Genomic DNA, 14,395 nt, shown 5'->3' on the forward strand with positions numbered 1-14,395 from the left:
GATAAAGATATAAATTCTAAAGACCCATAAAGCTAAGCGGGGCTGAACTTTCTGTTTCAAAATCCGGCAGATCTTCTACGGGTATTGAATCGGCCGGCAAAACAAGCTCACGCGCCGGACCTTTCAACTCAATTTCAGGTTTTAGCTTGTCAAATTCATCCTGGGTTATCCATTCTTTCCGCAGCATTTTGCCGGAAACCAAACTATAATATGATTGCAGGTTTTCACGCAGTGTTCCATCCTTATTAAATGAATACCTGAACCATTTAGGCTTTGGAATGATGCTGGCCAGATAAATACTCTCTGCCAGACTTAGCTTTGATACATCCTTATTAAAGTAAAAACGGGCAGCTTCGTTTACGCCATAAACCATTGGGCCGGTTTCAATAATATTCAAATATACCTCAAACATTCTGTCTTTATTTACCAGCTGCTGCGATTCAATCAGCCAGGTAATCAGCATCTCTTCCAGCTTTCGGGTAATATTTTTGTTCCGGTTAAGGAATACATTTTTAACCAGCTGCATACTTATTGTGCTGCCGCCCCGGGCAAAGCGCTTCTCTTTGATATTGGTGATGATACTGGCACGGATGGCATCGGGTATAAATCCCCGGTGGAAATAAAAAGAACCATCCTCCGATGTCATGATGGCGTTTTTGAGATAAGCCGGAATCTGTTCAATGGTTCTGAAATCGGGATTTCCGGGCCCTACTTCGAAGGTTCTGACCGGCTGTCCTTTTTCAAACGCCGTGTAAGTAAAAGGTAAATTAATGTAAGTGAAATTTGTATTTCCAAATTGTTCCACCCTGAATCCCTTTGATTTAAGTGCTGCATTAAACAGGAGTGAATCCGGTTGGTTAAAGGTATAGTTAAAGTCAAGATTAAAACTAAGCCTTCCTTTTACCCTGATTCCTTCGAGGTTGGTGAACAAACCTTCCGGCAGCGACCCGAAAAAGTCCTGTGCGCCAAAATCGGGTTTATGAACACTGATTTTGATAGCCTTTTCAGGCATTATTTGGTAGCGGATGTACGGATTGAATTCAATTTTATTAAACGATATAACGGACGAACTGTCGAGTTCAATGGTTGATTTGCCGAAATTTACCAGGTATGCTATTTCGCTTTTTTCAAACTTTACATCTGAAGGCGAAATCTTCGGGTGGTTAAATAGTGCATTGTAAATATTGGTTTTACCTGAAATATGAGCTGTGCCCGAATCAGATAAAGTAAATGCCAGGTTAAGGCTGGCCGAGTCAAAGGCCACCACTGTATTCCAGCGCTGATGAATGTATGGAATCATTAACCTGCCTGAATCCTGCTTTTTTATCTCCATTGCAACCCTTTTTTCAGAGGTGTTCAGAATTCCCGAGAGCAGCCAATGTGCCGATAAGCTGTCGTCGGTAATGGTTGCTGTTGTGCTGAACCGGCTGTTGTTGATATCGAGCCTGGGAAAACTGAATGAAAATGTGTGGTGGTCAATGTCGGCGCTTATGCTAAATTGCTCAACTTTGATTGATGAAGGAATAAAATTGAAAAGCATGCCAAATATTCTGGAAACCCTGCCGGCGTAATCCTTATCACTGTTTTTTGTTGTATTTATTTGGGTGGTGTCACTTGTTTTTCGGTCGAGCAGAAACAGGTAATTGCTTTGATGGCCAAGCCTTTTTAATTGAATGGAAGGATGGGTCATAACTGCATCGCCAAATCTGATTTTTAGCCCCAGCAGGGCCAGCGGTTTGATAGTGATGTTCAAATGTGCAATGCTGAGCAACGTGTCACCACCCGGGGGTATCATACTTAGCGAATCGATATTGATGGTGCTCCATCCCGAGAAATAGGCTTTTTTGTAACTGATTTCTGCACCTGTTTTCAGACTGAAGCCTTCAGTTTTTTTATCAATGGCATACCTGAGCAACGGGTTTCTTACCATGAAAAGCAACAGCAACAATGCCGTTATTAAAGCTCCGGTGTACAGTGCTGTTTTGCGGGTAATCCATATTTTGTTCACTTGCGGATTGTGTAAAGTAAAAAAGTGTCAACTTTTTAAGCGCTGCAAAAGTACAGTATTTTATATATGCCACAGGTTGTTGCTTATACTCCGGTAAACTATTTTAAACTATTCCATGGGAGCAGAAAAGAAGTTTTCAGGAGTTAATTTTGTTAAAACTTATCAACATTCAGGGCTTTCAGCAGGCTTTTGAGTAATTTTACCTCACAGATTTTTTTTGATATTTATTTCTCGATTGTGAAAATCTGAATCATATAATTCACTGATAACATCTGAGTTATAGGTTGGTAACCAACCGGTTTATGGAATCCGGTTTCATTGTTTAATATTACGCATGAGCAAATTTACACACTTACACGTCCACTCAAAGTATTCAATACTTGATGGTGGCGCAGAAATCAGCGACATGTTTTCTAAAGCTGTCAACGATGGTATGCCCGGCATCGCCCTTACCGATCATGGAAATATGTTCGGAGTTTTTAAATTTGTAGCCGAAGCCGGAAAATACAACAAAAAGGGGCAACCTCCTGTTATCAAGCCGATTGTTGGCTGTGAGTTTTACCTGGTACAGGATCGTCACCGCAAACAATTTACCCGCGATCTAAAAGACCAGCGCTTCCATCAGCTATTGCTGGCCAAAAATACTACCGGTTACAACAATATTGTAAAGCTTTGTTCCCTGGGTTATATGGAGGGGTTTTACAGCAAATATCCCCGTATCGACAAGGAACTGCTGCTGCAATACCACGAAGGCCTTATTGCTACCACTTGCTGTCTGGCTGCCGAAGTCCCCAGGGCAATTATGAATGGAAGTGAGGACGAAGCCGAAAAGTTATTCAAGTGGTGGCTCGATTTGTTTGGCGAAGATTACTATGTTGAGCTGCAACGGCACCATATTCCCGACCAGAATACAGTAAATGAGGTTCTGCTGCGGTTTGCCAAAAAGTACAATGTAAAAGTGATTGCAACCAACGATACACACTACGTTGAGCAGGACTTTTACAATGCACACGATATTCTGCTTTGTGTCAATACCGGCGAAAAGCAGAGTACTCCTACCATGAAGGATTACAACGATGATGATACGTCTGTCAAAGGCAAAAGGTTTGCTTTCTACAACGACCAGTTTTATTTTAAAACTACGGCAGAAATGTCGGAACTTTTTTCCGATTTGCCTGAAGCCATTGACAATACCAACGAAATAGTTGATAAGGTTGATTTGCTGAATCTGCATAAGGAGATAATGCTTCCTCACTTTGCCCTGCCTCCCGGTTATCATGATCAGTTTGATTATCTGAAAGATATGACTTACGAAGGGGCCCGGCGTAAATATGGAGATATCACCCCGCAGATTGAAGAACGACTGGCTTTTGAGCTGGGCACCATTCGCGGGATGGGATTTACTGGCTACTTTCTGATTGTTTCCGATTTTATCAAAGCCGGACGTGATATTGGTGTGTTTATTGGCCCGGGCAGAGGCTCGGCAGCTGGCTCGGTGGTAGCATACTGTATAGGCATTACCAATATTGACCCCATGAAATACGGCTTGCTGTTTGAAAGGTTCTTAAATCCCGACCGCAAAAGCATGCCCGATATTGATACTGATTTTGATGACAAGGGACGTCAGAAGGTGATTGATTATGTTGTTGAAAAATATGGCAGAAATCAGGTGGCTCAAATTGTTACTTTTGGTACAATGGCTGCCAAAAGCTCTATTAAAGATGTGGCTCGTGTGCTCGATCTGCCGCTCAACGAATCAAATATGCTTGCCAAGCTGGTGCCCGATAAGCCCGGAATTGAACTCAGGCGGGTGATGCTGGCCCCTATGGAAGGACCCAAAAGCCTCAAAGAGAAGGAACAGCTTACTTCTGAAGACCTTGAGGACGTAAAAAAACTGCGCGAAATTGCCAGGGGTAATGATTTACAAGCCGAAGTCCTTAAAGAAGCCATCTCTCTGGAAGGTTCAGTCAGAAGTACCGGTATTCATGCAGCGGGCATCATTATTGCACCCTGCGATCTTACCGACATTATTCCGGTAAGTACATCCAAAGAAACTGAATTGCTTATTACCCAGTTTGAAGGGAAAGAGATTGAAAGTGCCGGAGTTATCAAGATGGACTTTCTGGGGTTAAAAACCCTTACAATCATTCGCGATGCCTTGCAGATGATTGAAGAAAACCACGGATTGAAATTTGATATTGATGAAATTCCGCTCGACGATAAAAAAACACTTGAACTCTATCAGCGTGGCGAAACCAATGCCACTTTCCAGTTTGAGTCGGCTGGAATGCAAAAACATTTACGTGAGCTGAAACCCGATAAGTTTGAGGATCTCATAGCCATGAATGCCTTGTATCGTCCGGGCCCCATGGAGTACATTCCCAACTTTATCGCCCGAAAGTTCGGACGCGAACCGGTTACTTATGATGTGCCTGAAATGCAGGAATATCTGGAAGAAACCTACGGTATAACCGTGTATCAGGAACAGGTGATGTTGCTCTCGCAGAAGCTGGCCAACTTTACCAAAGGCGATGCCGATACCCTGCGTAAAGCCATGGGTAAAAAGGATATTATTACCCTTAATAATAAGAAAAATCAGTTTATGGAAGGGTGCAAGGCCAATAACCTTGACCTGAAAGTTTGTGAGAAAATATGGGTCGACTGGGAGGCCTTTGCTGCTTATGCCTTTAATAAGTCGCATTCTACCTGTTACGCTTTTGTAGCGTTTCAAACCGCATGGCTTAAGGCGCATTACCCGGCCGAATACATGGCTTCGGTGATGACTCACAACTTAAGCGATATCAAGAAAATAACTTTCTTTATTGACGAAACCAAAAGGATGGGAATTCCTGTTCTCAGTCCTGATGTGAATGAATCGGGGTACCATTTTAAGGTGAACAAAAAGGGCGAAATACGTTTCGGAATTGGTGCGATTAAAGGAGTTGGTGAAAATGCTGTAAACGCACTTATCGAAGAGCGGCAAAACAACGGCCCTTTTGAAAATATCCTGGATCTTACGCGCCGTGTAAATCTTCGTACGGTCAACCGCCGCAGTCTTGAAGCCCTGGCTATGGCCGGAGCTTTCGATACTTTTTCCAATACTCACCGCGCCCAGTATTTTCAAAAGGACAATGGTGATGGCCTCTCTTTTCTTGAAAAAGTGCTGAAACACGCAGCCGATTATCAGGCCCAGGCTTCGGGTATTCAGGCCAGCCTGTTTGGCGGCGATTCAGATGTGGAGATGCCTGAAATTAAAATGCCTGTTTGTGAACCCTGGAGTAATCTTGAACAACTCCGTAACGAAAAGGAAGTAACCGGCTTTTATATGTCGGGTCATCCGCTCGACGATTATAAGGAAGAAATGGCCGCTTTCTGCAAAAATACAATTGCCAACATCAAGGAGGATGAAATTAAAAAGTTCATTGGTCAACAGGTTGTTTTTGCAGGTATTGTCTCATCGGTTAATCATCGTATATCCAAACAAAACAAACCATTTGGCAACTTTGTAATTGAAGATATTGATGACTCTATTCAGTTGACACTCTTTTCGGAAGATTATCTGAAAATGAAATATATGCTGGAAGAAGGTCTGGCATTGCTCGTTACAGGAACTGTTCAAAAGAGATTTCGCGACTCTGATCAAATTGAGCTGAAAATAAGTTCAATGAGCCTACTGGCAGAAGCCATGGAAAAAATGACCAAAAAAATTGTGTTGAGCATCAGTATTTACGATGTGAATACCGAAATGATTGACCGGTTGCAGGGAGCTGTTTACGAATTCAAGGGAAATTGTCCTTTTTCCGTTAATTTGATGGATAATCTGGGCCGTATTTCGGTGGAACTGCCTTCGCGCTTGCGTGTTGATCCGCGCCGTTTTACCGATTGGCTGAAAACCTGCCCTGAAATTGGATTCTCCCTTTTATAGATGAACAGTTTCATATATAGATTGTAATATGGTTTTGTGGCTTTTAAATGGTTTATGTTTTCAATGTATTCATTGTCAGGCACGAAATTCATGATGAAAAATAGGGATAACCCGGCTGATAAGCGAAAAAAAACATTTACCTTTGGGCGCACGCAGATAATGTTAAACCACCAAAAATAAAAATTATGGCACTTGAATTAACCGATGCTAACTTTGAGGAACTTGTCCTTAAATCAGATAAACCTGCAATTGTTGACCTTTGGGCTGAATGGTGCGGTCCTTGTCGTATGGTTGGCCCACTGGTTGAAGAAATCAGTCATGAATACGAAGGACGTGCAGTAATTGGTAAGCTTGATGTTGACAGCAATCCTGGAATCACAGCCAAATATGGTATCAGGAATATTCCTACTATTCTGTTTTTTAAAAATGGTGAAATTGCCGATAAACAGGTGGGAGCTGTTCCCAAATCAGTGCTTGTGGCCAAGCTTGAAAAATTACTTTAATCACTGTTTTTATTCTTTCCGGGATGCATGACCTTGGGCATGTATCCCGGTTTTTTTTAACATTGCCAAAATTCAATACAGTGCCAATCACCATTGAACAGGCTCGTTTTGATGATTTTAGCCCGCTTGAACTTCTTGCACGTCAGGTGGTTGAGGGTTTTATTACCGGCCTGCATAAAAGCCCTTTTCATGGTTTTTCGGTTGAATTTGCCGAACACCGGCTCTATAATCAGGGCGAATCTATTAAGCATATCGATTGGAAGCTTTTCGGCCGTACCGACAGAATGTATGTTAAACGTTACGAAGAAGAAACCAATCTCCGGTGTCAACTGGTAATTGATGGTTCTTCTTCTATGTATTTTCCACGCAGGAAAGAAAACGAAAATAATCAGTCTGATAAAATGACTTTTTCGGTTTATTCTGCTGCTGCTATTATGTACCTGCTTCGCAAACAGCGCGATGCAGCCGGGATAAGTGTATTTGATACAGATGTGAGGTTGCATACACAGGCGCACAGCAATGCTACGCACCAAAAGTATCTCTATTCAGAGTTGGAGAAACTGCTGAATCCTGCTGCTGAAATAAAGGGAAAATATACTTCTGCAGCCAAAGCACTTCACCAGATTGCTGATAACATTCACAAGCGTTCGCTGGTAGTTATTTTCAGCGATATGCTTGATAACAGTGAGGCACAGGATGAACTGTTCCCGGCATTACAGCACTTGAGGCATAATAAACACGAGGTGATACTTTTTCATGTGGCTGATAAGCGACACGAAATTGATTTTGCTTATGATAATAAGCCCTACCGTTTTGTCGACCTTGAATCGGGTGAAGAACTTAAGGTAAAACCGCATGAAATAAGAGCCGGATACATGGAGCGGATGCAATCATTTAAATCAGCGCTGGCTGTGAAATGTGCAGGTTACCATATCGATCTCGTAGAAGCAGATATCAACGAGGGCTACCGGCAGGTGCTGCTGCCATATCTGCTGAAACGGGTAAGGATGCATTGAAATAAATTTTGGATTTAGCTTCGCTGAGCCTGTCTGCCAGGTTGCCCTTACAGTCAGGCAGGCCTGCTGCTATGCACAAGCAGACAAGCTCCCTTCGGTCGGTTTGGATTTCGGTACCGAAAGGCCATCGGGAACGAATTTCTTACTTCGACCTCTGACCTCTGACTACTTAGCCATTTCCACCCACTTTCGCACCAGCCCGATCTCCTTGCGGATAAGGAGCGTTTCCGGCGCCGCCTGCCAGTCCCCCAGTGTAACCAATACCTCCGGTTGTAATTGAGACAGGTCATTCTGACTGAAGTAAAGATACAAAACCATTACTCGTAACCCGTCAAGACGCTGAGCGTTATCGGCGTTGGTTGTGTTTTTGGTAAGGTAATTCTCAAAAATTTGCAACAAGGTATCTTTGGCCGGTAGTGACGGCACCATAATATTGAGCTTGCGTAGGACAACAAAGGTTGGCATACGCGGAATGGTAGTCCGGTGATTAAAGTAGCTATCAGGAATATCAATAGTGATCGATTCTTCCTGAAAATTCACCCAGAGGTAGAGCGAGTCAATGGGTTGTTGGGCATATGAAATGTTGCTCAGTGCGATAAAGAAAATTAGTATGATTGTTTTTTTCATTTTTTAGACAGGATTAACAGGATTAACAGGATTTTTTGCTTATTTGCCTTTGCAACGTGATTTAACCAGCATGTACCGGAGCATATTACTATAGGGACACGACATGACGTGTCCCTAAAGTAATATGCTATTCCACCACAAACTTCGCCTTTCCCATCTGTTTGTTTCCAGAATAAACCACCGCCATATACAATCCTGGCCGCCAACCTGTTATACTGAGCCCGGTTTCGTTTACGCCTGAGTTAACATGCATTTCAGCCAATTGCCGGCCAAATATATCGTAACAGACAACCTGTATATTCTTATGGTATTCTGTATTTTCAAGTAAAAAGCGGATGTAATCCTTTGCCGGATTGGGTGCTGGTATTATGGGTATCAGGCTGATGCGGGCCTCATACTCACTACGGGTAGGAATATCCTCCACATTTACAATTACATCGCAGTCGCTCAGATCAATGGTTTTTGAAACAATCGGATCGGGGCAGAGGTAATCGTACTCCCGTGGGGCGGTGTAAATGCTGTCGTACGCAAGGCTAGTGTTGAATTTCATCAGGATAATGTCCTGATCCAATTCACTGCCAACCACAGCCCCTGCCAAAAGTTTGTTGTCTGACGTAACCATGAGGCCAACCGGAGCATGTGCAGTCCGGTGTATTATTGAATTGTGCCAACCGCCCAGGGAATCTAGCTCATGCAGGCCAAACCAACCGGGATAAGGTGTGTTTTCATCAACAAAGCGGGTACATGCAAATAATTTTCCATCTTCGGTAAAGGATGGATTTACCATAAAACCCTCGGCCCACTTATTATCAATCAACGGAATATCAACAAGTGAATCTGCCAGTAGATTCCCGTTTATATCATACTTAAGTAGCCTTGGCAGTGAACTTGGCCAGATGGACTGATCAACAGCGCCTACATAAAAGCTGCCGCTTTCATGCTGGGTTGCCCAACCGGCTATGGAATAGGCTAAAGTGTCGGTTGCTTTGTAAACACTTACCCATTCCTCCTGGCGGCTGCTGTCGGCAAGGATGGCCATGGCTTTTAACCTGCATCGGTTATTTATCCCGCCCGTAGCTACTGAATCATCGCACCAATAGCACAAGCCGCCGATAAAAAAGTCTTCGTCAGGGGTGACAACCAAATCATAAGGTTCATTATAACTTATAAAGGGATGGTTTGCAGTTAGAGCATAAGGCTCAATCCAAAGCACATCACCCGTAGCGTTTAAACGGAACAGATGTATTCTAGGGTTGTTGCTGTTGGCACTATATCCCATGGTTAGCATTATATAGCCACCATCCTGCAATTGTTGAATTTCAACTCCCCAGTCGGGACTATTATCATCAGTGCGAAATACTTTACACCATTCAAGATCGCCACAGGCATCGTGTTTTGTAATTCCTATATCATTTACTGTCCACCGGTCATGGCTGCCGCAAATGATAAAGCCACCGTCAGATGTTGTAGAAAGAAAGGAAGGATAATTGAGATTTCCCAACCCCGACCCCGGCATTCCAATGGTTAAATCATATAGTACGTTACCATTAATATCTGTTTTTATGATCCATCCACGGGTGTCGGGAAAAAAATCGTAAGACCCAAGAATAATATTGCCTCCATCATAGCTTTCGATTAGGCTACGGAAGTTTTCTCTTCTATTAGACATACCAAATGTGTGTTCCCAACTCTGCGAAATACAAATTTGATTGTAGATTAAAAGAAGTAACAAGAGTATCTTTCTCATAATAATCTGGTATTATGCAGGGAATCCGGATACAAAATCCAGTTTCCCTGCAAAGTTTATTTTAACGAGAAATGATGACATTTGCATTGCCAAAATATTTATCTCCGGATGCTAATCTGACAATGTAACTACCTGATTTAAAATCTCTGGTATCAAGAATAATCTGGTCAAACTGACGATTGAGGTTTCTACTAAATACTTTTCTGCCATACTCATCTATAACCTCAATTACACCCTGAGTTTTATAATTGTAAGTATTATATTCTATGGTGATAAAATCCTTGGCGGGGTTGGGGTAAACCTTCAGGTAAGTTAGCGCAGGAAGTACCGGTTTTACCCGTGGGTTTATTACTTCAGCACTTTTGGTTAAATCCGGTTCAAGATATGGTTCGTAGTATTCAAGCAGGTTGTTGGCAACCAACATCCCTCTTGCACCTGCAGAGACAACCGGGCTGCTATACAGAAGAAAGTTGTTCAATGGCTCCGTATCAAGGGTGTCTATCGGTTGGTTTTCTATAAGCCATTGCATAAATACCTGTTGCTGGCTGAGTTCTGAGAGTTCTGCTTCTGTAAGTAGAATTTCGTTGCTAATAGTATTCCATTTATTTAAGGCTGAAGTGGTATCACCGTTTTCAAGAAGCAGCCAGGCCTGTTTCATAAGTGAAACCGCGCTGCCATCGGCAGCAAGCAGGGCTATGAGCGTATCGGTTGGAACAGGTATGGAATCTGTAAGTGAAACTGAAAGTAAGCGATTGAAACCATAATTGTAAAACTGCATATCCATGTCCCTTTTAGCTTCCATCAACTCTTTGGCAGATAGTAAAAATATCCCTTCAAGGATTTCGTCTTTCATGTAATCGGGCATAGGCTCAAGGCGCATATCCAATTCCTGCATAATGATTTCCGATTTCGCACTATGAGGATTGGCCACCATTATATCTCGGATCATGGCATTGTTGAGCAATTCTTCGCGGTTAATGGATGATTTAAGCACTGTGTCTGAAACAAAAGGAGAATACTCTAATATTGAATTTCTAACCTCCAGCGCTTCTGAGGGTGATGCAAGGTTTACTTCTAGAACTTTATCGGAAGTTTCTCCTTCATCAATGAGTGTAATTAGTGTTTCTGAAGTATTTACAGATTCCGCTTTTGATGTTTTTTTGTTCATGTAATACGAGACCTTCATCATGCGGGTTTTTAAAGTTTATAAAAAAATCGCATCTCAAAGCAGATGCGCTACTTTGTTAATTATTCCCGGTCTGAATGTAATCCCCAACCGTCTGGCAACGGTACATTATAGTCGCAAATGTACTGACTTTTTGTTATCAGGACTTAGTTGAAATCTGATATCTCAAAAAATATTATTAATTTAACATGGCAGGTTTATTGTTTCTTAGTCATAATTGAGGTAACGTTTTGCTTATAAATAAATTAAGTACTCCTTCCGGATGAATTCCGGATTTCGGTTCCATATTTAGCTTCGCTGAGCCTGTTTGCCAGGTTGCCCTTACAGTCAGGCGGGCCTGCTGCTATGCACAAGCAGACAAGCTCCCTTCGGTCGGTTTGGATTTCGGTGCCGAAAGGCCATCGGGAACGAATTTTTGACTTCTGACTTCTGACTACTGACTTTTGCCCTCGACCTATTTGGGAATGTGTTTAAGAAAATTCATAAACAATCTTGTCAGCGACTTTTCTGCTATAGCTGCTGTTGCGATAATCTCTGCGAGCTCAACCGGTTTCAGGTTGTCAGGATCACATTCATCGGTAATCACACTAACGGCTGCGCAGGGAAGCTGCATATGGTTGCAGGCAATGACTTCGGGCACGGTTGACATTCCCACCAAATCGGCGCCTATTGTCCTCAGGTAGCGATATTCTGCAGCTGTTTCAAGGTTAGGGCCTGACACAGCGGCGTACACCCCCTGGTGCAGGTTAATTTGCTCAGCTTTTGCCGATGTCAGCATCCTTTGCAACATTTCGGGATTATAAGCCCTGCTCATATCTGGAAACCGCACACCCAGACTTTCATCATTAGGACCAATCAATGGATTAGTTCCTAAAAGGTTAATATGGTCGGTAATCAGCATCAGGCTTCCTTTTTTAAATGAAAGATTGATGCCACCGGCTGCATTGGAGAGCAAAATCTGTTTTACGCCCAGTAGTTTCATCACACGGATGGGGAACACAATCTGTTGCATTGAGTAGCCTTCGTAATAATGAAACCGCCCCTGCATAGCCAGCACCTGATGGCCATTAAGTCGTCCGTAAATGAGCTTGCCCTTGTGAGTCTCCACTGTTGAAACCGGAAAATGAGGAATGTCGCTATAGTCTATTATTTTATCGGCAACTATCTGATGGGCCAGATCGCCCAATCCTGTGCCCAATACCAGTCCTGTTACCGGTGAGTCAATTCCTTCTTTTCTTAAAAAATCTACAGTTTCTGTCAGCAGTTTCATGTTTATAGTTATTTTGGATGGCTGGTTTTGAGCAAACGGAATAAAGCGGCAAATTAAATAAAATCTGTGTACAAATAAAATTCAGGACGGTGGGAAAACAACAGAATGAGGAATTTTTTATCAGGCTTCATGAGCAATTAAATAAGCATGGCATCTGGCCTTCGGTGTATATGTTCAAATTTATTATTCCTGACAATAACCGCGATTATGCGATGTTACGCAGCCTTTTTGGAGATGAGTCGCGTGTTTTTACCCGACATTCATCGGGGGGCAAATACATTTCAGTTACGGTGAAAGAGTTGATGCTGAATCCGGAAGAAGTGATTGAAAGGTATAGGTTGGCTTCTGATATTGAAGGGATTATATCCTTGTAAATTTTCTAAAATTTCAAGTAGCCTGACCAATAAAAAAGCGCTGCATCAAATGCAGCGCTTTTTTATTGGATATTGCACTGTGTTACTTGGCGAAACTAATGGCTCTGGTTTCGCGGATAACCGTAATTTTAATCTGGCCGGGATAGGTCATTTCGTCCTGAATCTTTTTGGAAAGATCGTAGGAGATTTTGTTGGCCTCTTCGTCAGACACTTTATCGGCACCAACCATTACCCTGAGTTCGCGGCCTGCCTGAATGGCATAAGTTTTAACAACTCCAGGGTAGGAGAGGGCGAGTTCTTCAAGATGGTTAAGGCGTTGAATGTAAGCTTCAACTACTTCGCGGCGTGCTCCCGGGCGTGCTCCGGAAATGGCATCGCACACCTGAACGATAGGAGCAATCAGGCTTTCCATTTCAATTTCATCATGGTGAGCACCAATGGCATTGCAAATATCTGCAGGCTCTTTATACCGTTCGGCAAGTTTCATGCCCAGGATAGCGTGTGGCAATTCCGGTTCATTGTCGGGAACTTTGCCTATGTCATGCAGCAATCCGGCACGTTTGGCTTTTTTGGGGCTGAGGCCAAGTTCGGCTGCCATGGTGGCGCATAGATTGGCTACTTCTTTCGAGTGTTGCAACAGATTCTGACCGTATGATGAGCGGTACTTCATTTTACCAATCATACGTATAAGCTCAGGATGAAGTCCGTGTATGCCCAGGTCGATGCTGGTGCGCTTACCGGTTTCAATAATTTCCTGTTCAATTTGTTTTTTAACCTTGCCAACAACTTCTTCGATACGGGCAGGGTGGATGCGACCATCGGTAACCAGTTTGTGCAGAGACAGGCGGGCGATTTCGCGCCTTACCGGGTCAAATCCCGAAAGGATAATGGCATCTGGTGAATCATCAATCACAATTTCAACTCCGGTGAGTGCTTCAAGGGTACGTATATTGCGGCCTTCGCGACCGATAATGCGGCCTTTAATTTCTTCACTTTCAATGTTGAAAACCGAAACACTGTTTTCAATCGCATGTTCAGCGGCAGTTCGCTGAATGGTTTCAATTACAATTTTTTTGGCTTCATTGTTGGCTGTAAGCTTGGCGTCTTCCACAATGTCTTTGATATGAACCATTGCTTCGGCTTTGGCTTCATCCTTAAGGGTTTCAATCAGCAACGATTTGGCTTCGCTGCCCGACATGCCCGAGATGGTTTCAAGTTGTTCAACCTGCTGCTTTATGGCTTTGTCAAGTTCGGCTTGTTTCTTGTTTAAGAGTTCAAGCTGTGCAGTTAGGTTGTCTTTAACGACGCTGACTTCTTTTTGTTTGCGTTGAATTTCTTCAAATTTTTGAGATACGGATGCTTCTTTCTGTTTGAGTCTGTTTTCGTTTTTTGCAATTTCCTTGTTTTTTTCCTGAAAAGTGTTTTCGTAGTCGGCCTTCAGTTGAAGAAACTTCTCTTTGGCCTGTAGCATTTTATCCTTTTTTATCATTTCGCCTTTTTCTTCGGCGTCTTTAAGGATTTGTTCACTCTTTTTTTCGATGGCTTTTCTTAGCAGAGTGCTGGTTATCAGCCCTCCAACCACAAGACCAACCATGGCGGCAATGATTATAAGTAATGTCTCCATTGGGTAATTTGATTAGTTTGAGATATGATGAATGGAGGAAAAAAGAGACAAAAAAACCCGCAAAGATTCAGTGTTTTGGTAAACCCCAAAACGACATAAATGAGGCTGCCAGGGA

General features: G+C 42.8%; 10 protein-coding genes. 4 read left to right on the forward strand and 6 right to left on the reverse strand.

Going from position 1 to position 14,395, the window contains the following annotated elements:
* Positions 1-16: 16 nt before the first annotated feature.
* Complete coding sequence (locus tag H6541_02575; GenBank protein ID MCB9014652.1) at positions 17-2,008, reverse strand: transglycosylase domain-containing protein; 1,992 nt, start codon at positions 2,006-2,008, stop codon at positions 17-19.
* A gap of 334 nt (positions 2,009-2,342) precedes the next feature.
* On the opposite strand from H6541_02575, the gene dnaE reads away from it, so the two are divergent.
* The 3 genes from dnaE to H6541_02590 all read left to right on the forward strand — a co-directional run bounded on the left by dnaE (position 2,343) and on the right by H6541_02590 (position 7,452).
* A complete protein-coding gene (gene dnaE / locus H6541_02580) occupies positions 2,343-5,933 on the forward strand; it encodes a DNA polymerase III subunit alpha (GenBank protein MCB9014653.1) in 3,591 nt (1,196 codons plus the stop codon).
* Between the two features lie 185 nt (positions 5,934-6,118).
* Positions 6,119-6,436 carry a thioredoxin gene (gene trxA / locus H6541_02585; GenBank protein MCB9014654.1) on the forward strand — a complete coding sequence of 106 codons (318 nt, stop codon included), beginning with the start codon at positions 6,119-6,121 and terminating at the stop codon, positions 6,434-6,436.
* Between the two features lie 23 nt (positions 6,437-6,459).
* Positions 6,460-7,452, forward strand: a complete 993-nt coding sequence (locus H6541_02590; protein MCB9014655.1) for a DUF58 domain-containing protein — start codon at positions 6,460-6,462, stop codon at positions 7,450-7,452.
* Between the two features lie 165 nt (positions 7,453-7,617).
* Here H6541_02590 and H6541_02595 read toward each other — a convergent pair whose 3' ends face one another.
* From H6541_02595 to H6541_02610, 4 genes are all read right to left on the reverse strand, one after another.
* Positions 7,618-8,079, reverse strand: a complete 462-nt coding sequence (locus H6541_02595; GenBank protein MCB9014656.1) for a hypothetical protein — start codon at positions 8,077-8,079, stop codon at positions 7,618-7,620.
* Positions 8,080-8,206: 127 nt separating this feature from the next.
* Positions 8,207-9,748, reverse strand: coding sequence for a T9SS type A sorting domain-containing protein (locus H6541_02600; GenBank protein ID MCB9014657.1), 1,542 nt, complete (start codon positions 9,746-9,748; stop codon positions 8,207-8,209).
* Positions 9,749-9,887: 139 nt separating this feature from the next.
* Positions 9,888-11,015, reverse strand: a complete 1,128-nt coding sequence (locus H6541_02605) for a T9SS type A sorting domain-containing protein (protein ID MCB9014658.1) — start codon at positions 11,013-11,015, stop codon at positions 9,888-9,890.
* Positions 11,016-11,466: 451 nt separating this feature from the next.
* On the reverse strand, positions 11,467-12,282 hold the full coding sequence (locus H6541_02610) for a purine-nucleoside phosphorylase (GenBank protein MCB9014659.1): 816 nt from the start codon (positions 12,280-12,282) through the stop codon (positions 11,467-11,469).
* Positions 12,283-12,371: 89 nt separating this feature from the next.
* Here H6541_02610 and H6541_02615 point away from each other — a divergent pair, with 89 nt between their 5' ends.
* The gene (locus tag H6541_02615) at positions 12,372-12,656 is read left to right on the forward strand and encodes a DUF493 domain-containing protein (protein MCB9014660.1); all 285 of its coding nucleotides are present in this window, start codon (positions 12,372-12,374) and stop codon (positions 12,654-12,656) included.
* Positions 12,657-12,738: 82 nt separating this feature from the next.
* Here the strand turns inward: H6541_02615 and rny are convergent, their stop codons facing one another.
* Positions 12,739-14,280: a ribonuclease Y gene (rny, locus tag H6541_02620; protein ID MCB9014661.1), complete on the reverse strand. Its 1,542-nt coding sequence runs from the start codon at positions 14,278-14,280 to the stop codon at positions 12,739-12,741.
* Positions 14,281-14,395 lie beyond the last annotated feature (115 nt).

Source organism: Lentimicrobiaceae bacterium, from assembly GCA_020636745.1.
Taxonomy (GTDB): domain Bacteria; phylum Bacteroidota; class Bacteroidia; order Bacteroidales; family Lentimicrobiaceae; genus Lentimicrobium.